The sequence below is a fragment of the Pseudomonas sp. genome, assembly GCF_036404235.1.
Taxonomy (GTDB): Bacteria; Pseudomonadota; Gammaproteobacteria; order Pseudomonadales; family Pseudomonadaceae; genus Aquipseudomonas.
On the sequence record NZ_DASWOT010000094.1, the window covers coordinates 59,696 to 79,937 of the forward strand.

Consider the following 20,242-nt stretch of genomic DNA (forward strand, 5'->3'; position numbering starts at 1 on the left):
GACTATTCCAACCTGAGCACTGCAAGGAAGGCTTCCTGTGGAATTTCCACGTTGCCGACCTGCTTCATGCGTTTCTTACCGGCCTTCTGTTTTTCCAGCAGCTTGCGCTTACGACTGACGTCGCCGCCGTAACATTTGGCCAGTACGTTCTTTCTGAGCGCCTTGACGGTTGTACGCGCCACAACCTGTCCGCCAATGGCGGCCTGGATTGCCACGTCGAACATCTGACGAGGAATCAGTTCTTTCATCTTTTCGGTCAACGCGCGTCCTTTATAGTTCGCGTTGTCCCGGTGCACGATCAACGCCAACGCATCGACCTTGTCACCGTTGATCAAAACGTCCAGCTTCACCAGATTGGCAGACTGGTAACGGTCGAAATGATAGTCCAGGGAGGCATAACCGCGACTCACCGACTTCAGACGATCGAAGAAGTCCAGAACCACTTCGTTCATCGGCAGATCGTAGGTCACTTGCACCTGAGTCCCCAGGAACAACATGTCGTGCTGAACGCCACGCTTTTCGATGCACAGCGTAATGACGTTACCAAGGTGCTCCTGAGGCACAAGAATATTGGCGCGAACGATAGGTTCGCGCATGTCCTCAATGCTGGACAGGTCAGGAAGCTTGGAAGGGTTATCAACGTAGATCGTTTCACCGGTTTTGAGCAGCAACTCGAAAATAACGGTCGGAGCGGTGGTAATCAGATCCAGATCATATTCGCGCTCGAGGCGTTCCTGGATGATCTCCATATGGAGCATGCCGAGGAAGCCGCAACGAAAGCCGAAACCCAGGGCATCGGAGCTTTCCGGCGAATACTGCAACGAGGAGTCATTCAGCGTCAGCTTTTGCAGCGCTTCGCGGAAATCTTCGAAATCATCGGAACTGACCGGAAACAGACCGGCATAGACCTGTGGCTGAATGCGTTTGAAGCCCGGCAACACCTCGACATCAGGGGTGGTGCTCAGGGTCAGCGTGTCGCCCACGGGAGCACCGTGAATGTCTTTGATACCGGCGATGATGAAGCCCACTTCGCCAGCCTTGAGGTCCACCGTCGCAGTGTGCTTGGGGTTGAACACGCCGACGCTGTCCACCAGATGCAGCTTGCCGGTGGACTTGACCAAAATCTTGTCGCCCTTTTTCACACGGCCATGGCGTACGCGTACCAGGGAGACAACGCCCAGGTAGTTGTCGAACCAAGAGTCGATGATCAGCGCTTGCAATGGGTCTTCGATGTTGCCGGTGGGGGCAGGAATGGTATGGACCAGACGCTCCAGCACTTCGTCGACGCCTAAACCGGTCTTGGCGCTGCAAGCCACCGCGTCGGTCGCGTCAATGCCGATGATCTTTTCGATCTCTTCCTTGACGCGGTCCGGATCGGCCTGCGGCAAGTCAATTTTGTTCAAGACCGGCATGACCTCAAGGCCCTGCTCGATCGCGGTGTAGCAGTTGGCAACCGACTGCGCTTCAACGCCTTGACCGGCATCGACCACCAACAGCGCGCCTTCACAGGCCGCCAACGAACGGCTGACCTCATAGGTGAAGTCGACGTGGCCTGGGGTGTCGATAAAGTTCAGTTGATAGGTGATGCCGTCTTTCGCCTTGTAATACAAGGTAACGCTGTGGGCCTTGATGGTGATCCCGCGCTCACGCTCAAGGTCCATGGAGTCGAGCACCTGAGCTTCCATTTCACGCTCGGACAAGCCACCGCACATTTGAATGAAACGGTCAGCCAGCGTCGACTTGCCATGGTCAATGTGGGCGATGATGGAGAAATTGCGGATATGACTCAGATCACTCACGTATCAACACTCAAAAGGTTGCAGGCAGACTGCCCGCCGAAAAATAGCCGGGAATTGTACCTGAAGGAAGACTGGGGCGTCACGTTCACACTCGACGCCAGACAGCCGCAATCCTGACCGATACAAAAAAGGAGCGGTAGAACCGCTCCTTTTTCAGTTGCATGGCTGATTATTCCGCCAGTTTGAAAGTGATGAACGTTGCACGCCCCTGACGCAGAACGCGCATCGAGACTGAGCGGTTCTTCGGCAGGCTTTGGGCCACCTCGGTGAACTGCTTGGCCGAGATGATCGCCTGATTGTTCAGGTGGGTAATCACATCGCCGGTCTGCAGGCCAATCAGCGAAGCAGGACCGTCCTGCACATCCTTGATGACTACACCGCCTTTAAGGTCAAGACTCTTCATTTGCTCGGCAGTGAGATCGGCTACCGAAATGCCCAGACGATTACTGCTGCGTTCGACACCACTGTCGGTGGAGCCCATCTCATCACCCTCTTCCGGCAACGCCCCCACAGTCACGGTCAACTTTTGACGCTTGCCGTCGCGGATCACCTCCAACTCGGCTTTGCTACCGTCCTTCAGGTTGCCGATCAGGTGTGGCAGGTCAGCGGACATGACAATCGGCTGGCCGTTGGCACTCAAAATCACATCACCGACCTGCAGGCCACCCTTGGCAGCGGGACCGCCTTCAAGCACTTGTGCCACCAGCGCACCGGCTGGTTTGTCGAGCCCAAATGACTCGGCCAGATCTTTGTTCACTTCCTGAATCACTACACCCAACCAACCGCGATTGACCTTGCCGCTGGCCTTCAGCTGAGTGGAGACGTCCAGTGCCACGTCGATCGGAATAGCGAACGACAGGCCCATGAAGCCGCCTGAACGGGTAAAGATTTGCGAGTTGATGCCCACAACCTCACCCGCCATGTTGAACAGCGGACCTCCAGAGTTACCAGGGTTGATCGCTACGTCGGTCTGGATGAACGGCACATAGGTGTCGTTCGGCAGGCTACGGCCTTTGGCACTGACGATACCCTTGGTCACCGAATGATCGAAACCGAAAGGTGAACCAATAGCCAACACCCACTCGCCCACTTTCAGCTTGTCGGAGTTACCAAGCTTGACGGCAGGCAGGTCCTTGCCGTCGATTTTAAGCAGCGCCACATCGGTACGCGGGTCGGTGCCAACAAGCTTGGCTTTCAACTCACTGCGATCAGACAAACGCACGAGAATTTCGTCCGCACCGTCAATTACGTGGTTGTTGGTCAATACATAGCCATCAGAGGAAATGATGAAGCCCGAACCCAGCGATCTCGCTTCGCGCTGACGATCACCTTTCCCAGAACCTGATCCCGGTGAACGGGACCCTGGCGGCATGCTGCGCTCAAGAAATTCGCGCAACATCGGTGGCAGCCCCTCAAGATCGGGCGCCTGCCCTTGGGCCACGGAACGGTCCGGGAGTTTCTGACGGGTACTGATGTTCACAACGGAGGGCGAAGCCTGCTCCACCAATGTGGTGAAGTCCGGCAGAGCCTCCGCCTGGGCGGTTACGATCTGACCGAGCATCAGCACGGCCGCCATCAGGGACAGATAAGATTTCAAGCGTGGTATCGACATACGGCTCCCGTTCACAACGAGCATAGTTAAGCGTTACGGACCGGCAGGTCCGAGGAACATGCATGCCATGCAGCAAACTGCGGCACAGCTCTCTCAGGCAACTTTCCAATCCCAGAAACGACAAAGGCCAGAGCTGCGAAGCTGTGACCTATAGAAAAAAAAATGACTGTTTGCAACCTACAAAGCTCACCAAACATTTCAGCACCGTACCTCAAGCCCGAAAACACTCGGTCGGCACGCAAAAATGCCCAAAATGAAACCTTTTTCATAGTGGGCATCTACCATTTTGTCAGATCACTTCTTGACGGGGGCGGCAGCATCGCTGCGCATCGACAACGCAATTCGTTCGGCGGTTCCAATCGGAATTTCACCGACAACCGTAACCATTGCATCACCTTTGGGTGTGTTGAGGCGGCGAGAAACGGCAACCGTTGGACCTAGCTGAGTACGAATGTCTGTCACCGCAGCGCCTGTCACCGGCTCTATGAATACCGAGAATCGCGCCAGTCCATCGTCGTACATCAGACTGGTCACCAGCGACTTGGAATCCGGATCCTTGCGCGCGGCGGCGCTGCTTAGCTCAAACCCAGGCGGCAACCAGTCAGAATGCCAAGCAATAGGCGCTTTTTGTGCGTCGGGTTTGGCGTTCACGACTTCAACCTGCTTACAGTCCGCGCTGGGCGACAGCATCTGGTCGGTGGGTACGTCGGTGGTATTGAGCTCAGTAAACTGGAAACGCTCAAGCAACTGTCCTTTATCGCTCAGCAAGAGCGACTTCAACGGCAGGCCGGTTTCAGAGTCCAGATGCAATTCGATACCGTAACGGTGCTGATCCCGAGGCGTTAGCGTGACGATCTCTGCAGACCTGCCCGCTACTCTCGACTTGCCCGCCACCGCCATGTCATACCACGAGGACAGCTTGGCAGCATCGAAGGCATGGACCGCAGGGTCAGGGATGTTGGTCACGCCGGGCGCAAGAGAGCCGCTTACGCACTGGGTAACACCATTTACGCGCAACACTTCCTGAGCGGAACCGTCGAGTTGAAGGAGGCGCTCACGGACCTTTCCATCGACAACGCGATGCCAAATCCGATGAGTGGAGAAACTGCCGTTACGTTCGTAAACGAATGTGCCTTGGAAACTTTGCTGCTGTTCCGCTTGCGCAAGACGCTTAAGCTGGCCTTGCGCATCGTCGGCATGAACTGGAAGGACCAGCCATCCACCTAGCAGGAGCGGCAATAGAGGGATGGGACGCATGATCCTCCTTAACGGTTTTCCAGGCTGGCGGCGCGGGCATAGGGCAGCGCGCTTTCAGTTCCTTTCAACGCAGCTTGTTGGGCGTGTTGACGCAGGTACCCTGGCAAACGCTGATCATGCCAACCGGCTTGACCTTGCAATACGCCGCTGGCCATCGGACCTGGTGCTTGCTCGCTTTCGGTGTAACCGGCCAATACTGCCGGGCCTTTCACCTGGGGCGCAAGGTTAGCAGGCTGAGCCGATTGTTGCGCCAATTGAGCACCGGCAATTTCGTCCTGATTGTAAAGACGAACACCCGCCAGAACCGCCACAGTGACCGACGCGGCAACAGCCAGGCGCCCCAATGTACGCCATGGACCGCGACCAGCCTTCAGAGGGCTGACTTCATCAGCAATCGCGTCCGCAACAGCCGCCGAGATATCCAAATGAGGGATCAACAATTCTTTGTGCATTGCTGCACGAGCGACCTGATAACGCGACCATGTGGCACGTGTATCCGCATCGTCGATTGCGTTAAGCACTCGACGTAATTCCAATTCGTCCGCTTCGTTATCCATTACCGCGGACAGCGATTCCTGCAGGGCTTCACGACTCATGGCGGTTCCTCTCTTTTGGCTATCGCCGCTGTCTCAGGTTTCCTGCAATAAAGGCTGCAGGGCTTTATCAATGGCTTCCCGAGCGCGGAAGATGCGTGAGCGCACGGTACCAACCGGACACTGCATGACGCTTGCAATGTCTTCGTAACTCAGACCGTCGAACTCACGTAAAGTTAGAGCTGTACGCAAATCTTCCGGAAGTAGCTGGATAGTTCGATGAACAGTGCCTTCGATCTCATCCCTTAACAATGCACGCTCCGGCGACTCGATGTCCTTGAGGCCATGATCGCCGTCGTAGAACTCCGCGTCTTCAGATCTGACATCGCTGTCTGGCGGTCGCCGACCTCGCGACACCAAATAGTTTTTCGCCGTGTTAATGGCAATGCGGTACAACCATGTATAAAAAGCGCTGTCCCCGCGGAAGTTCCCCAGTGCACGGTAAGCCTTGATAAAAGCCTCTTGCGCGACATCCTGAGCTTCATGGGTGTCGTGGACGAATCGCACGATCAATCCAAGAATTTTGTGCTGATATTTCACCACTAGCAGATCAAAGGCCCGCTTGTCGCCGCGTTGTACGCGTTCAACCAGTTGCTGATCCTCTTCCTGGGTTAGCATGAACACTCCTCATAGAGCTTAAAGGAGCGTTGCATCGGCTCTTTCACAGGCTTGCAAACATAGACTCGGGCTTTTCGCAAAAGTTCTCCCCCCTTCAAGCAAGTTTCCGGCGAGCAACAATGGCCCGCACGAAAAACGCAGCTCGAACCAAGTCGGCTGCGTGAATAATCTTGTCGTCGAACGCGCTGGCGATGGCATATTCTGATCCCCGCCTGGCGCCGACGCTGTCCCTTTATCGGCAACCCTCTATTGAACGTGGGGCTTTGTAAAAAGTTCCACATTCATTTTCGGGTGTAAGACTCACGCCACTCCGCATGCAGGACGAAACCGAGGGCACGCCTTCGACGTTTCGAACCTTGCAAACGGTATGCACGATGCCCCGCAGTAGCGCACAATCCAGGCCCGCTGTGGATTCACTATTGCCGTAAAATCGCCGCTATTGTGCCGTTACACCCCTTCATATACTAGTGGCCGAATCAGAGAGCCGAATTCAGATGAGCCAACATTTTCAACATGATGTCCTGGTGATTGGCAGCGGTGCTGCCGGCTTGAGCCTTGCGCTGACCTTGCCAGGTCATTTGCGCATTGCAGTCCTGAGCAAGGGCGATCTGGCAAACGGCTCTACATTTTGGGCTCAGGGCGGCGTCGCGGCGGTTCTGGACACGGCAGACACCGTTCAATCACACGTCGAAGACACGTTGAACGCAGGCGCCGGGCTGTGTAATGAGCAAGCAGTGCGCTTCACCGTCGAGCACAGCCGTGAAGCGATTCAATGGCTGATCGATATGGGCGTGCCGTTTACCCGGGATGATCAAAACACCGTTGAAGATGGCGGATTTGAATTTCACCTGACTCGCGAGGGCGGACACAGTCATCGCCGCATCATCCATGCCGCCGACGCTACCGGAGCAGCTATCTTCACCACACTGCTGGCCCAGGCCAAAGAACGCGACAATATCGAACTGCTGGAACAACGCGTCGCAGTAGACCTGATCACTGAGCGTCGTTTGGGCCTGGACGGTCAACGCTGCCTGGGCGCCTATGTGCTGGATCGCGCCACGGGCGAAGTCGATACTCACAGCGCCCGCTTCACAATTTTGGCGTGCGGTGGCGCAGCCAAGGTTTACCTGTATACCAGCAATCCCGACGGCGCTTGCGGGGACGGCATCGCGATGGCCTGGCGTTCGGGCTGCCGCGTCGGCAATCTGGAGTTCAACCAATTCCACCCGACCTGCCTTTACCACCCTCAGGCCAAAAGCTTTTTGATCACTGAAGCCCTACGCGGTGAAGGTGCCTACCTGAAGCTGCCGAACGGCGAACGCTTCATGCAGCGCTTTGACCCTCGCGCAGAATTGGCGCCCCGGGACATCGTCGCCCGCGCCATTGACCATGAAATGAAACGCCTAGGGATCGACTGCGTTTATCTGGACATCAGCCACAAGCCTGAAGACTTCATCAAGACCCACTTCCCGACCGTCTACGAGCGCTGCCTGGAATTTTCGATCGACATCACCCGCCAGCCGATTCCGGTAGTGCCTGCTGCGCATTACACCTGCGGCGGCGTGATGGTCGATCAGCACGGGCGCACCGATGTGCCTGGGCTTTATGCCATCGGCGAAACCAGCTTCACGGGCCTGCATGGCGCCAACCGCATGGCCAGCAACTCACTGCTGGAATGCTTCGTGTATGCACGTTCGGCGGCGGCAGACATCATCGAACAACTGCCAGACATCCCTCAGCCGGAACAATTGCCAGCTTGGGACGCCAGCCAGGTCACCGATTCGGACGAGGACGTGATCATTGCCCACAACTGGGATGAGCTGCGGCGCTTTATGTGGGATTACGTTGGCATTGTGCGCACCAACAAGCGTTTGCAACGCGCGGCCCATCGTGTGCGTCTGTTGTTGGACGAAATCGATGAGTTTTATAGCAACTACAAAGTCAGCCGGGATTTGATCGAGCTGCGTAATCTGGCGCAGGTGGCTGAGTTGATGATCAGTTCGGCGATGGCGCGCAAGGAAAGCCGCGGCCTGCATTACACACTGGATTACCCGGACCTGTTGCCCGAGGCCATCGATACTATTCTGGTGCCGCCCACCTTCGCTGGCTGAACTTCAGGCGCAAGCGCAGGCGTCGATGGGTATCGGGCGCCAGCGAATCGCTGGGGATACAGACGCTCTTGACCCACCAGCGATCAATCCAGCGTCCTGCCACCAGGCGAAAACGCACAACTATGATCTGCGGCAGCGCGATGCTATCGCGTTGTAGCTGCACGGCCTGCCAGCCGAATCGCTCACTCCACAGCTGCCAGCCGTCGGCGTTACGGCGCAATCCGGTATACGCGTGGTCGCCTTTTAACAAAACGGACGTGCGCAAATAACGAACGCTGTGCCACAGGCACAGTAAGGCGCCGATGACTTTGGCCCCGACGGGAACATCCAGAAACCACAGTGCAATCCAAGCCAGCAGTTGAGCAACAAGGTACGCCGTCAGCAGCCTAGGCGAGGCTTGCCAACGGCATTCGAAGCGATCACTGCGGCTGGACACGGTCCAGGATCATCCGAACCATGCGTTGCAGCTCGGGATCTTCCGATTCCGCGCGCTGCATGAACCAGCCGAACATGTCCTGGTCTTCACAAGTCAGCAGGCGCACGTAGAGCGCACGATCGACATCGTTAAGGTGTGGGTAGACTTCTCTGACGAAGGGTACCAGCAGGACATCCAGCTCTAGCATGCCGCGGCGGCTGTGCCAAAAGAGGCGATTGAGTTCAACATCGTCGACCATGGAGCGCTCCTCGAATTTGGCGGCGAGTATACAGGCGCATCGCCGCTCGGCGTACCCGCAGTTAGTCTCATCAGTTTTCATGTACCCATTAACGAGACTCGGCACTATCATGGTGCTCTAGACTTTTAACACTGCGATGACCCATGGCCGATTCAGCATTCTTCTGCACCCTATCCCACGAAGGTGTTCTCGCCGTTCGCGGCGTGGACGCCGGTAAATTCCTTCAAGGCCAACTGACCTGCAATATCGATTACCTGAGCGACGTCAAAGCAACGCTCGGCGCACGCTGCACGCAAAAAGGTCGCATGCAATCAAGCTTCCGCATTCTGATAGAAGGCGATGGTTACCTTCTGGCGATGGCCCGTGAGCTGATTGAGGCGCAATTGCTCGACCTGAAAAAGTACGCGGTGTTCTCCAAGTCAAAGCTTACCGACGAAAGCGCCTCATGGGCCCGCTTTAGCTTGAACGACGGTGACGGCGCCTTGGCGGCGCTGGGTCTTGATCTGCCTCAGGACACCGACGCAGTGGTGCGTGCCAATGACCTGATTGCGATCCGTGTGTCCCCTGGACGGGCCGAGCTTTGGGCTCGCGTCGATCAAGCCAGCGATGTGCATACGCGCCTGGCCGGTTTGCTCGCTGAAGGCTCGCTCAACGATTGGCTGCTGGGGCAGATCCGTGCGGGCATCGGGCAAGTAGTGGGGCAGACGCGCGAATCGTTCATTCCGCAGATGCTCAATCTACAAGCGGTTGGCGGCGTCAGCTTCAAGAAAGGCTGCTACACCGGCCAGGAAATCGTCGCGCGTATGCAGTACCTGGGCAAACTCAAACGCCGACTTTATCGCTTAAACCTTTCCAGCAATGAGCTGCCTGAGCCTGGCACCCCGCTGTTTTCGCCTGTCCACAGCAGTGCCGTCGGCGAAGTCGTGATCGCGGCAACTGCTGCCAATGGAATTGAACTTCTAGCGGTTTTGCAGGCTGATGCAGCAGAAGACGGCAATATCCATCTCGGCGCCGCGGAAGGTCTTGCGTTGCAGTTGTCAGACTTGCCCTACACTCTGGACAGCAAACTTGAGACACAGCGTTAAGCACCTGCAGCAAAAGCTTCAATGCAACGTCAGCGTCCCCGTCTACTCCCGAGCGCACAACCAAACGGCAACAGACCCTAGAGAAGCAATATGAGCAATATGGCTGACGAGGTGCAAAGGGACTTGATCAAAGCGATCGACAAAGATGCCCTGTTTCTGCCAACGCTCCCCGAAGTAGCACTGCGAATCCGCCTCGCTGCTGAAGACGCCGAGATCAGCATTGCTGCCTTGAGCAAGGTCATCGGCAGCGACACCGCGCTGTCGGCGCGCTTGATCAAAGTCGTAAACAGCCCGTTGCTGCGTCCCAATTTTGAAGTCAGCGACGTCACGACTGCCATCCGTCGCCTGGGCGTCAACTACACCTGCAATCTGGCCATTGGCCTTGTGGTCGAGCAGATGTTTCACGCCAAGTCCCAAGTGATCGAAACCAAGATGCGCGACATCTGGAAGCTGAGTCTGCAAGTGGCAGGCATAAGCGGCAACCTGTGTCACAAAACCCATCATCTGCGGGCGGATCAGGCAACGCTCGCAGGCCTGATTCACCTGATCGGCGTGCTGCCAATCCTGACGTATGCCGAAGACAACTTCGAACTGCTGGCCGATCCGGTCAGCCTCAATCATGTGATCGAGCGCATCCACCCGGTCATTGGCGAGCGGCTACTACGGTCCTGGGACTTCCCTGAAGCGCTGGCCATTGTGCCAAGCCAGTTTCAGAACTTTGCACGGCAATCAAAGCGGCCTGACTATGTTGATCTGGTGCAAGTGGCGACCGTGCATGTGCATGAGGTCACCGGCCACCCTTATCCGAACATCGACATGAGCGCGTTGCCGGCGGCCAGTCAACTGGGGCTGAATCTTGCTGATGACACGTTGATCCGCGAGATGAATGAGGCAATGACGCTGCTTTACTAGGGTCTGTTGCCGTTTGGTTGTGGCCGCAACCAAACGGCAAAAGACCCTAGTGCGTCGAACGCCAATCGGCTGGAACCTGACAGCACCGCAGGCATCACCCCGCGCCAGACTCCAGCGCGACAAAACTCACCCGAACTTTCAACCCCCGCTGCGCGCCGTCATGCAGGCTGATTTGCGCCAAATGCGCGCGGCAGATTTCGCCAACAATTGCCAATCCAAGGCCGGAACCCTGCTGATTGCGCCGATAGAACCGTTCGAACACCCGATCACGCTCATGCCACGGAATGCCCGGGCCATCGTCTTCAACCTCCAACACGCAGGGCGCGTATACCCGCAAAATCACGTTGCCCCCCTGCGGTGTATGCGCCAGCGCGTTGTCGATGAGGTTGCTCAGCAACTCGTTAAGCAGCATCGGCTCGCCGCGCAACCAGACAGGCGCGTCGGCCTCCAACGCCAATGCGACACCTCGGGCATGTGCCAACGGCGCCATGGCCATGCCCAATTCACGAGCAAGCTGACTGAGGTCGAGTACCTGTGCGCCACCCTCGGAAATCGCCCGCGCGCCATTTTCGATACGCGCCAATGACAGCAGTTGATTGGCCAGATGGGTCAATTTATCGGTGCCAACTGCTGCGGTTTCCAAGGTTGATCGCCAGGTAGCAGGGTCGTTGTCGCGCAAACCGAGCTCAAGACGGGCTTTGATAGCTGCCAGTGGCGTGCGTAATTCATGCGCAGCATCGGCAATGAATTGCGCCTGGCGCTCAAACTGCATTTTAAGGCGTTCGGTGAAGTGGTTGAGCGAACTAACCAGCGGCCGTAGTTCACGCTGCACCCGCACCAGTGGCAGCGAGCGCAAATCATTGGGCTGACGTTCTTCCACGGCGGTGCGTAAGCGATCCAGTGGCCGCAACGCCGCGCTAACGGTGAACCACACCATCAACAAGGCCCCACTGCCAAGCATGCCAAGACGCAACAACGTGTCAGCCATCAGGCCGCGGGCCATTGTTACCCGCGCTTCTTCGGTCTCGGCGACCCGAATCTCGGCCATCCCATTCATGTTCGGCTCGCTGACGGCTTTGAGCAAACTGACCACTCGTACATCCTGCCCCTGGTAACGCGCACTGTAGAACTTCGCCAGCGCGGGGTAGGCGTCGGTACGTGGCGTTCCAGGAGGCGGACCCGGCAGGTTTTCGTAACCGGAGATCAACTTTTGATTGATGTCGTTGACCTGATAATAAATTCGCCCGGCACTGTCGTAGGCAAACGTGTCGAGGGCAACGTAGGGCACATCGGCGCTCAGGGTGCCGTCATGCTCGGACAAGCCGGCGGCGATGGTTCGGGCCGAGGCCAGTAACGTGCGATCGTACGCGGTGTCTGCCGCCTCTCGGCCATTCCAGTAGGCGCTCATGCCGCTGGCGATCATCAACACCACCAGCAACAGCCCAAGGTTCCAGAGCAGTCGCCAGCGCAGGCTGTTCTCCCGGAAGGAAAACAGGCTAGACATCGCGGCTTTCCAGCAGATAACCCAAGCCCCGGAAAGTCACGATGGCAATCGGTTGTCCATCGAGCTTCTTGCGCAAACGGTGTACGTAGATTTCGATGGCATCTGGACTGGCCGCTTCGTCCAAACCAAACACCTGGGCGGCCAGTTGCTCTTTGCTCATCACCCGGCCGGGGCGTGCGATCAGCGCCTCAAGTACCGATTGCTCGCGGGACGTCAGGGTTAGCAACTCTTCACCGAGGGTGAAGCGGCGAGTGTCCAGGTCATATACCAGTACGCCACAGCGTTGCTGACGTTCGCCGCCCAGTACGCTACGACGCAGCAGCGCTTTGACCCGCGCCTCAAGCTCAGACAACTCGAACGGTTTGGCCAGGTAATCATCAGCGCCCAGATTGAGGCCGTGAACCCTGTCCTTTACGTCGCTGCGGGCTGTGAGCATCAGTACGGGCAGGTTTTTGCCTCTTGCACGTAACCGCGCGAGCACCTCGAAACCATCCATGCGCGGCAGATGCACATCGAGCACAACCACTGCATATTCTTCGCTGATCAGCGCCAGATCGGCGGCCACGCCATCGTGTAGAACGTCCACGGTCAACCCGCAGCCCTTGAGCGCCTGAGCGACGCTTTCTGCCAATTGCAGATGGTCTTCGACCAGCAGGACACGCATCGACTTCTCCCGATAAGGCGTTTGGTGGACGCGGAGTTTACAGGCGCACTGCTTTCTGTGAAGCGCCCTGGCACCTCAAAAAAACCCCGCAAATACAGATGGAGCACAGATGAAAGGTAGCTGAAAGGTTGATGAAAGCTTCGCGGCTTACGATCCGGTCACGACTTGTTACGGCTTGAGCACAACCCCGGTCGCAAAAAAACGCCTTGATGCGTTTTCAACAATAAAAACAATATCGGAGTCACCGCGATGCTGCGTATTCAGGTATCGGCCCCTGCGCCTTTTTCTTATTCCCTTCTAAAGCATGCTTCCCCAACCTCTTCAATGCGGCTTCCCTGCACATCTCGTATCACCCTGTCGATCCACTCAGACCATCGTGAGCTATGCGTGAGCGCTTGATGGTTGCGCCGTGAACGCCGGAATCACCCAAGCACCTCAAAAACAACAACTCCTCTGGAGACTGACCAATGAGCTCGACACTGCGCCGTATCAGCGTTGCCGCCACTTGCATACTGGTAGCCACACAACTCTGGGCCGCCGAACCCAATCGCCCTGAGTGCATCGCTCCCGCCTCCCCTGGCGGCGGCTTCGACCTGACCTGCAAACTGGTGCAAAGCGCACTGGTCAACGAGAAGATTCTGTCCAAACCCATGCGTGTGACCTACATGCCAGGTGGCGTTGGCGCCGTGGCCTACAACGCCGTCGTTGCGCAACGCCCTGCCGATGCAGGCACCCTGGTCGCCTGGTCCAGCGGCTCGTTGCTGAACCTGGCTCAAGGCAAATTCGGTCGCTTTGACGAAAACGCCGTGCGCTGGCTGGCCGCTATCGGCACCAGTTATGGCGCTATCGCGGTGAAAGCAGATTCGCCCTACAAAAACCTCGACGATTTGGTCAAGGCGTTGAAAGCCGACCCCAGCAAGGTGGTAATCGGCTCCGGCGGCACGGTGGGCAGCCAGGATTGGATGCAAACCGCGCTAGTGGCCAAGGCCGCAGGCATCAACCCGCGTGACCTGCGTTACGTCGCCCTCGAAGGCGGCGGCGAAATCGCAACGGCGCTGCTCGGCGGCCATATTCAAGTGGGTAGCACCGACATCGCCGACTCCATGCCACACATCCTGAGCGGCGACATGCGTTTGCTGGCGGTGTTCTCGGATGAGCGTCTGGACGAGCCGGAAATGAAGAACATTCCGACCGCCAAAGAGCAAGGCTACGACATCGTTTGGCCGGTGGTTCGCGGCTTCTACCTCGGCCCAAAAGTGACCGATGCAGAATACAAATGGTGGAAAGACGCCTTCGACAAGCTATTGGCCTCGGAAGATTTCGCCAAGCTGCGTGATCAACGCGAGCTGTTCCCGTTCGCCATGACCGGCGAGGAACTCGACAAGTACGTCAAGCAACGTGTCGCCGAGTACAAAACCCTGGCCCAGGAATTCGGCCTGATTCAGTGATTGATCTCGATTGACTGACGAGCGGTTGCGCTGCCGACACAGTGGCGCAGCCCAGGAGCTCCCATGGTCTTGCAACGAATTTTCGCCTTTGTGCTGCTGCTGATGTGTATCGGCCTGGCACTCATGGCCTGGCCCTATAAGGCTCCCTTTTCCTACGAACCCGTTGGCCCGCGAGCGTTCCCGCTGCTGATTCTGTGTTTGATGGGCATCTCCCTGCTGTACATGGTGTTTCGCCCAGCGCCCATCATTCACAGCGAAGACGAACCCGAACTGGACCGCCCGACACTGATCAAGATTGCCATCTGTATCGGCCTGCTGTTGATATTCGCCGGTCTGTTCGAACCGCTGGGCTTCATCCTCAGCAGCATCCTGATCGGCATTCCGATGGCACGCCTGTATGGCGGTCGCTGGCTGCCCAGCATCGTGATCATCACATTGATGAGCATTGGCCTGTATTTACTGTTTGCCAAAGTGATGGAAGTGCTGCTGCCTCTCGGTCTGCTCGACGTTCTGGAGAAATAATATGGATACTCTCGGCTACCTGGGCCAGGGCTTCGGCGTCGCGCTGACCCCTTACAACCTCATCACCGCCTTTTCCGGCACCTTGATCGGCACGGTCGTCGGTCTGTTGCCTGGGCTAGGCCCGATCAATGGCGTCGCGCTGTTGATTCCCATCGCCTTCACCCTGGGCCTGCCACCTGAATCGGCATTGATCCTGCTGGCGGCTGTCTATCTGGGCTGCGAGTACGGTGGCCGTATCAGCTCGATTTTGTTGAACATTCCGGGTGAAGCCTCCACCGTCATGACCGCGCTGGACGGTTATCCAATGGCGCGCCAGGGCATGGCCGGAGTGGCCTTGTCGCTGTCTGCCTGGAGTTCGTTCATTGGTGCATTGATCGCCACCTGCGGCATGGTGATGTTCGCCCCACTGTTGGCGAAATGGGCAATTGCCTTCGGACCTGCGGAATACTTTGTACTGATGGTGTTTGCCATCGTCTGTCTCGGCGGTATGGCGGGCGACCGACCGCTGAAGACCTTTGTCGCTGCGCTGATCGGGTTGTTTCTGTCGAGCATCGGTATCGACCCCAACAGCGGCGTGTACCGCTTCACCGGGGATAACATCCATTTGGCTGACGGCATTGGGTTCGTCGTATTGGTGTTGGGGCTGTTCTCTGTCAGCGAAATGCTCTTGCTGCTGGAAAAAACCCATCGCGGTCAGGAAGCGGTCAAGGCCACTGGTCGCATGATGTTCAACGTCAAGGAAGCGAGCGCCGTGTTCGCGGTAAACATTCGCTGCGGCCTGCTGGGTTTTATCATGGGTGTACTGCCAGGTGCCGGGGCTACCCTCGCCAGCGCTGTTGCCTACATGACCGAAAAACGCATCGCGGGTGCCAGTGGCAAATTCGGACAGGGCGACATGCGCGGTCTGGCAGCGCCGGAAACCGCCATCGGTGCAACGGCCTGCGGCGCGCTGGTGCCTATGCTGACACTGGGCGTTCCAGGCTCAGGCACCACAGCGGTGATGATCGGCGCGCTGTCGTTGTACAACATCACGCCGGGGCCATTGCTGTTTCAACAACAACCGGACATCGTCTGGGGCCTGATCGCCTCGTTGTTCGTCGCCAATATCATGCTGGTGATCCTCAACATCCCGATGATCCGCATCTTCACCCGCATCCTCGCCGTACCGAATTGGGCCTTGGTGCCGGTCATCGCGATTATCACCGGGATCGGCGTCTACGCGGTCCACGCCACTACGTTCGACCTGTTCCTAATGGTCGGTATCGGCATCTTCGGTTATATCCTGCGCAAGCTGGACTTCCCGCTGTCGCCGATTCTGTTGGGCTTCATCCTCGGTGGCTTGATGGAGCAGAACCTGCGTCGCGCGCTGTCGATCTCCAACGGAGCGCTTGAAATACTCTGGTCGAGCCCGATCACGCTGGGTGTCTGGGTCGTGACGGGGTTGATGCTGGTGTTCCCGCTGATTCGCATCTGGCGCAAGCGCTCACGTCAGCACCGTGAACTGGCGAATGTCTGAACGATCTTTCAAAACCTGGTGGGGCACGCCGCTGGTCGGCCTGCTGGGCGGTTACCTCGCCAGCCAGGTCGGCTGGCCATTGCCATGGATGGTCGGCTCGTTGCTCGCGATCATCCTGGTGCGCTGCCTGACACCCTGGCAGCTCGCTGAAATCCCCGGCGGTCGCAAATGCGGCCAATGGGTGGTCGGTATTGGCATCGGGTTGCACTTCACGCCCATCGTCATCGAACAAGTCCTTGCACACTTGGGCCTGATCTTCATCGGCGCACTGGTGACCAGCGTTTCCAGCGTGGTCGGCGTGTGGCTGATGCTGCGCACAGGTGAGGACCGCGCCACGGCATTCTTCTCCAGCATGCCCGGTGGCTCGGGCGAGATGGTCAACCTCGGTGCGCGTAATGGTGCAATCCTCAGCAATGTCGCGGCGGGCCAGAGCCTACGGGTGTTGATGGTGGTGTTGTGTGTGCCAGCGATCTTCAAATACCTGCTGGACGCCAGCGCACCTACCTTGCATCCGGTCACGGTCGATTGGGCCTGGCTGGCTGTACTGTTTCCCGCAGGCGCTGCATTGGCCTGGCTTTGGCAACGTTTGAAGCAACCTAACCCATGGTTGTTCGGGCCGTTGCTGGTGAGTGCGGTGGTCAGTGTGAGCTGCGAACTGCACATGGGTTTGCCTAATGGCGGTAGTCAGATCGGTCAATGGCTGATCGGCAGCGGGCTGGGCTGTCATTTCAATCGGGCGTTCTTTCGCCGAGCGCCTTCCTTTATAGGACGCACTTTGATCGGCACCGCGCTGACGATGATCATCGCTGCTGCATCAGCACTGATCCTGAGTACGCTGACCCAGCTCGACCTGCGTTCGCTGACGTTGGGCATGATGCCCGGCGGCATCGCTGAAATGAGCCTGACAGCCGAGGTATTGCAGTTGTCGGTGCCGCTGGTGACCGCGATGCAAGTGATGCGATTGCTGTTTGTGCTGTTTCTGGCAGAACCGCTGTTTCGGTATTGGAGTCGGCGTCCTGCTGCTTGAGCACCGAAAACATGTTGGATCCTAAACAACAAACCCCGCACGGCGGCGGGGTTTGGTGGGGCCATTGAACATCAGGCCTGTTTATTCAACGCCATCTTCTTCACTTCGTCATCGCGCAATTCTCGGCGCAAAATCTTGCCGACGTTGGTGGTTGGCAGGGTGTCGCGGAACTCAATGATGCGCGGCACTTTGTAAGCCGTGACGTTGGCGCGCATGTGTTCTACGACCTGATCTTTGGTGAGCGTCACGCCCGGTTTGGCAACGATGAATAACTTGATCGCTTCACCCGACTTCTCGTCCGGCACACCTATTGCCGCGCACTGCAGTACACCTGGCAAGGTTGCCAACACGTCTTCGAGTTCATTGGGATAAACGTTGAAGCCCGACACCAGAATCATGTCTTTCTTGCGATCGACAATGCGCATGTAGCCATCGGGTTGAATGATTGCGATGTCGCCGGTCTTCAACCAGCCTTCAGCGTCGAGCATTTCATCAGTGGCTTCCTGACGCTGCCAGTAGCCCTTCATAACCTGTGGGCCCTTGATGCACAGCTCACCGACTTCACCCAGCGGCAGTTCTTCGCCTGCATCGTTGATGGTTTTGCACAGGGTCGACGGCACGGGGATGCCAATGGTGCCGATCTGGATCCGCTGGATCGGGTTGACCGATGCCACAGGGCTGGTTTCGGTCATGCCGTAGCCTTCACAAATCTCGCACCCGGTCACGTCTTGCCAGCGCTCTGCCGCGGCCTGTTGCAACGCCATGCCACCCGACAACGTGAGTTTCAGCGAGGAGAAATCGAGATTGCGGAACTCCTGGTTATTACACAGGGCCACAAACAACGTGTTGAGGCCGACAAAACCGCTGAACCTCCACTTCGACAGCTCCTTGACCATCGCCGATAGATCACGTGGGTTGCTGATCAGGATATTGTGGTTGCCAATCAGCATCATCGCCATGCAATGAAAGGTGAACGCGTAGATGTGGTAAAGCGGCAACGGCGTGATGAGGATTTCGCAGCCTTCTTTGAGGTTGGAACCCATCAGCGCCTTACACTGCAGCATGTTGGCGATGAGGTTGCGGTGGGTCAGCATCGCGCCCTTGGCAATGCCAGTGGTTCCACCGGTGTATTGCAACACCGCGACATCGCCGCTGTCAGGCGATGCGTCCTTGACCGGCTGACCATGACCTTTGGCCAGCACATCGTTGAACTTGATCGCCTTGGGCAAATGATAGGGCGGGACCATTTTCTTCACATACTTGATGACACTGTTGACCAGTAGTCGCTTGAGCGGCGGCAGCAGGTCGGCGACTTCGGTCACGATGACGTGTTTGACGCCAGTCCTGGGCACGACCTTTTCTGCCAGGTGCGCCATGTTCGCCAGGCACACAAGGGCCTTGGCGCCGGAGTCGTTGAATTGGTGTTCCATTTCCCGCGCGGTATACAGCGGGTTGGTGTTGACCACAATCAAGCCAGCGCGAATGGCGCCGAAGACTGCAATCGGGTACTGCAACAGGTTAGGCAACTGCACGGCGATGCGGTCGCCCGGTTGCAGGTCGGTGTGCTGTTGCAGATAGGCAGCGAAGGCGCCGGACAGCGCATACAACTCGCTGTAAGTGAGTGTCTTGCCCAGGTTGCTGAAAGCCGGTTTGTTAGCGAAACGCTCGCAGGACTGTTTCAACACAGCCTGAACATTTGAGTACTCGTCAGGATTGATATCGGCGGCGATACCAGATGGATATTTATCCTTCCAGAAGTTTTCTATCATGGAAGCCGACTCCTCAGCGACAGCGATTTCTACACACCGCTTGAATGCGGCGATTTCTTGTGTTTGGACTGGTGCAGTTCGCGCTTTTCGCTTTACTCACAGGTCAAAAAGCGGGCCGAGAGTAGCAGCTTTGCCAAGGGGCGACTAGAGCCAACAGTAGGCTCTACGGTCATAAATCTGACTATTTAATACATGCTGGTCACTTTTGGAGCAGTGAACCTAAATGTCGAAATCACTGTTTCCTATAGCAGATTCCTCGTCATCCAGACGCCGCGCGGTCTCAGCAAACAGGCGCCCTCATGGGAAACCGCGCGGCTGCTTGCACAGGCGATTGATCGTCTCATTAATATTTATTCATGCGCTTGCCCGCGATAACGCCGCTGCGTTTACCGCATCATCGGCGTCGGTACCGTCTTCACCTGCTCGGCTCACCTACTCGGATATTCCGTCTTCCCCGTGTGCTGATTCAACGAAATCACGCGCGTCTTACCGATCCGGTGACGATAGATCTCTCGCAAGTACTTCACGGCTTTTTTCACGCTTTCACGCGAGATACGGATGTCGTTGATCGACACGAAGCGTGATTTGTCTTCGATCAGTTCACGGTACTTCTTCTCGTACATCGGTTTGATCGCGTACCAGTTGGTGTCGAGGATCTTTGCCGGGTTCTCGTATTCGTTGAGCAGCTCATCGACGCGGTTTTCGTCGAACTCGTCGCTCGTAATGAAATCCAGAATCGAATTATCCAGCGTGTCGTCGAAGCGGTACGGCGTCTTGGCGAAGCAGCGCTTGATGAACGCGACGATCAGCGTCAGGAAGTCATCCGACAGGCACGGGCTCTTGGCGATCAAAGTGGTCAGCGACAAGTTGGCCGAGGCGCCGATCACCAGTGCATAACGCTTGAGCGTGGTGTTGGGGAACAGGCTGTTGAGGTGAGTCTTCAGCCGGTTGAGGTCCATGTAGGACAGCTTGTAATCCTTGGGCAGCGAGACGATCGACACTACTGACGAACAGTTTTTGAAGAAGTGCAGATCGTGCAGCGCGGCTGCGTCATAGCTGGATGACTTGTATTGGTCCAGCGCCGCGCGATAACGCCGCGACTCGATCGGCAACAGACTGATGCCTTCGATC

At 57.2% G+C, this 20,242-nt stretch carries 17 protein-coding genes and 1 pseudogene; 7 read left to right on the forward strand and 11 right to left on the reverse strand.

Features of this window, described 5'->3' with window-relative positions:
- Positions 1-2 precede the first annotated feature (2 nt).
- The 5 genes from lepA to rpoE form a co-directional block, all read right to left on the reverse strand.
- Positions 3-1,799: a translation elongation factor 4 gene (gene lepA / locus VGC62_RS12035; RefSeq protein WP_331187311.1), complete on the reverse strand. Its 1,797-nt coding sequence runs from the start codon at positions 1,797-1,799 to the stop codon at positions 3-5.
- A gap of 169 nt (positions 1,800-1,968) precedes the next feature.
- Entirely contained in the window at positions 1,969-3,405 is a 1,437-nt protein-coding gene (locus VGC62_RS12040; protein WP_331187326.1) for a DegQ family serine endoprotease, read from the reverse strand.
- A gap of 300 nt (positions 3,406-3,705) precedes the next feature.
- Positions 3,706-4,668: a MucB/RseB C-terminal domain-containing protein gene (locus VGC62_RS12045; protein ID WP_331187312.1), complete on the reverse strand. Its 963-nt coding sequence runs from the start codon at positions 4,666-4,668 to the stop codon at positions 3,706-3,708.
- Positions 4,669-4,676: 8 nt separating this feature from the next.
- Positions 4,677-5,264 carry a sigma-E factor negative regulatory protein gene (locus VGC62_RS12050; RefSeq protein WP_331187313.1) on the reverse strand — a complete coding sequence of 196 codons (588 nt, stop codon included), beginning with the start codon at positions 5,262-5,264 and terminating at the stop codon, positions 4,677-4,679.
- A gap of 33 nt (positions 5,265-5,297) precedes the next feature.
- A complete protein-coding gene (gene rpoE / locus VGC62_RS12055) occupies positions 5,298-5,879 on the reverse strand; it encodes an RNA polymerase sigma factor RpoE (protein ID WP_037014368.1) in 582 nt (193 codons plus the stop codon).
- A 494-nt stretch (positions 5,880-6,373) separates the two neighbouring features.
- On the opposite strand from rpoE, the gene nadB reads away from it, so the two are divergent.
- On the forward strand, positions 6,374-7,990 hold the full coding sequence (gene nadB / locus VGC62_RS12060; protein WP_331187314.1) for an L-aspartate oxidase: 1,617 nt from the start codon (positions 6,374-6,376) through the stop codon (positions 7,988-7,990).
- Here the strand turns inward: nadB and VGC62_RS12065 are convergent.
- A complete protein-coding gene (locus tag VGC62_RS12065) occupies positions 7,959-8,426 on the reverse strand; it encodes a protein YgfX (protein WP_331187315.1) in 468 nt (155 codons plus the stop codon). The two genes, nadB and VGC62_RS12065, sit on opposite strands and share 32 nt — an antisense overlap.
- Positions 8,410-8,664, reverse strand: a complete 255-nt coding sequence (locus VGC62_RS12070) for a succinate dehydrogenase assembly factor 2 (RefSeq protein ID WP_331187316.1) — start codon at positions 8,662-8,664, stop codon at positions 8,410-8,412. The genes VGC62_RS12065 and VGC62_RS12070 overlap by 17 nt, the downstream gene beginning before the upstream one ends.
- A gap of 143 nt (positions 8,665-8,807) precedes the next feature.
- Between VGC62_RS12070 and VGC62_RS12075 the strand changes: the two genes are divergently transcribed.
- On the forward strand, positions 8,808-9,749 hold the full coding sequence (locus VGC62_RS12075; RefSeq protein WP_331187317.1) for a folate-binding protein YgfZ: 942 nt from the start codon (positions 8,808-8,810) through the stop codon (positions 9,747-9,749).
- Between the two features lie 90 nt (positions 9,750-9,839).
- On the forward strand, positions 9,840-10,661 hold the full coding sequence (locus tag VGC62_RS12080) for an HDOD domain-containing protein (RefSeq protein ID WP_331187318.1): 822 nt from the start codon (positions 9,840-9,842) through the stop codon (positions 10,659-10,661).
- Between the two features lie 94 nt (positions 10,662-10,755).
- Here the strand turns inward: VGC62_RS12080 and VGC62_RS12085 are convergent, their stop codons facing one another.
- A complete protein-coding gene (locus tag VGC62_RS12085; RefSeq protein ID WP_331187319.1) occupies positions 10,756-12,165 on the reverse strand; it encodes a sensor histidine kinase in 1,410 nt (469 codons plus the stop codon).
- Positions 12,158-12,829 carry a response regulator gene (locus tag VGC62_RS12090; protein ID WP_331187320.1) on the reverse strand — a complete coding sequence of 224 codons (672 nt, stop codon included), beginning with the start codon at positions 12,827-12,829 and terminating at the stop codon, positions 12,158-12,160. The genes VGC62_RS12085 and VGC62_RS12090 overlap by 8 nt, the downstream gene beginning before the upstream one ends.
- A 467-nt stretch (positions 12,830-13,296) precedes the next feature.
- Between VGC62_RS12090 and VGC62_RS12095 the strand changes: the two genes are divergently transcribed.
- The 4 genes from VGC62_RS12095 to VGC62_RS12110 all read left to right on the forward strand — a co-directional run bounded on the left by VGC62_RS12095 (position 13,297) and on the right by VGC62_RS12110 (position 17,342).
- On the forward strand, positions 13,297-14,277 hold the full coding sequence (locus VGC62_RS12095) for a tripartite tricarboxylate transporter substrate binding protein (RefSeq protein WP_331187321.1): 981 nt from the start codon (positions 13,297-13,299) through the stop codon (positions 14,275-14,277).
- A gap of 63 nt (positions 14,278-14,340) precedes the next feature.
- On the forward strand, positions 14,341-14,799 hold the full coding sequence (locus VGC62_RS12100) for a tripartite tricarboxylate transporter TctB family protein (RefSeq protein ID WP_331187322.1): 459 nt from the start codon (positions 14,341-14,343) through the stop codon (positions 14,797-14,799).
- Position 14,800: 1 nt separating this feature from the next.
- On the forward strand, positions 14,801-16,315 hold the full coding sequence (locus tag VGC62_RS12105; RefSeq protein WP_331187323.1) for a tripartite tricarboxylate transporter permease: 1,515 nt from the start codon (positions 14,801-14,803) through the stop codon (positions 16,313-16,315).
- A complete protein-coding gene (locus VGC62_RS12110) occupies positions 16,308-17,342 on the forward strand; it encodes an AbrB family transcriptional regulator (RefSeq protein WP_331187324.1) in 1,035 nt (344 codons plus the stop codon). The genes VGC62_RS12105 and VGC62_RS12110 overlap by 8 nt, the downstream gene beginning before the upstream one ends.
- A gap of 71 nt (positions 17,343-17,413) precedes the next feature.
- Here VGC62_RS12110 and fadD1 read toward each other — a convergent pair whose 3' ends face one another.
- Positions 17,414-19,111 carry a long-chain-fatty-acid--CoA ligase FadD1 gene (gene fadD1 / locus VGC62_RS12115; protein ID WP_331187325.1) on the reverse strand — a complete coding sequence of 566 codons (1,698 nt, stop codon included), beginning with the start codon at positions 19,109-19,111 and terminating at the stop codon, positions 17,414-17,416.
- 428 nt (positions 19,112-19,539) lie between these two features.
- A pseudogene (locus tag VGC62_RS12120) lies at positions 19,540-20,242 on the reverse strand (hypothetical protein); the annotation flags it as partial.

Bases quoted from the DNA above. Each gene is read 5' to 3' on its own strand.
- VGC62_RS12085 (WP_331187319.1), bottom strand. From the start codon at position 12,165: ATGTCTAGCCTGTTTTCCTTCCGGGAGAACAGCCTGCGCTGGCGACTG.
- VGC62_RS12070 (WP_331187316.1), bottom strand. From the start codon at position 8,664: ATGGTCGACGATGTTGAACTCAATCGCCTCTTTTGGCACAGCCGCCGC.
- VGC62_RS12105 (WP_331187323.1), top strand. From the start codon at position 14,801: ATGGATACTCTCGGCTACCTGGGCCAGGGCTTCGGCGTCGCGCTGACC.
- nadB (WP_331187314.1), top strand. From the start codon at position 6,374: ATGAGCCAACATTTTCAACATGATGTCCTGGTGATTGGCAGCGGTGCT.
- VGC62_RS12090 (WP_331187320.1), bottom strand. From the start codon at position 12,829: ATGCGTGTCCTGCTGGTCGAAGACCATCTGCAATTGGCAGAAAGCGTC.
- VGC62_RS12110 (WP_331187324.1), top strand. From the start codon at position 16,308: ATGTCTGAACGATCTTTCAAAACCTGGTGGGGCACGCCGCTGGTCGGC.
- VGC62_RS12050 (WP_331187313.1), bottom strand. From the start codon at position 5,264: ATGAGTCGTGAAGCCCTGCAGGAATCGCTGTCCGCGGTAATGGATAAC.
- rpoE (WP_037014368.1), bottom strand. From the start codon at position 5,879: ATGCTAACCCAGGAAGAGGATCAGCAACTGGTTGAACGCGTACAACGC.
- VGC62_RS12080 (WP_331187318.1), top strand. From the start codon at position 9,840: ATGAGCAATATGGCTGACGAGGTGCAAAGGGACTTGATCAAAGCGATC.
- VGC62_RS12100 (WP_331187322.1), top strand. From the start codon at position 14,341: ATGGTCTTGCAACGAATTTTCGCCTTTGTGCTGCTGCTGATGTGTATC.
- VGC62_RS12075 (WP_331187317.1), top strand. From the start codon at position 8,808: ATGGCCGATTCAGCATTCTTCTGCACCCTATCCCACGAAGGTGTTCTC.
- VGC62_RS12045 (WP_331187312.1), bottom strand. From the start codon at position 4,668: ATGCGTCCCATCCCTCTATTGCCGCTCCTGCTAGGTGGATGGCTGGTC.
- VGC62_RS12095 (WP_331187321.1), top strand. From the start codon at position 13,297: ATGAGCTCGACACTGCGCCGTATCAGCGTTGCCGCCACTTGCATACTG.
- fadD1 (WP_331187325.1), bottom strand. From the start codon at position 19,111: ATGATAGAAAACTTCTGGAAGGATAAATATCCATCTGGTATCGCCGCC.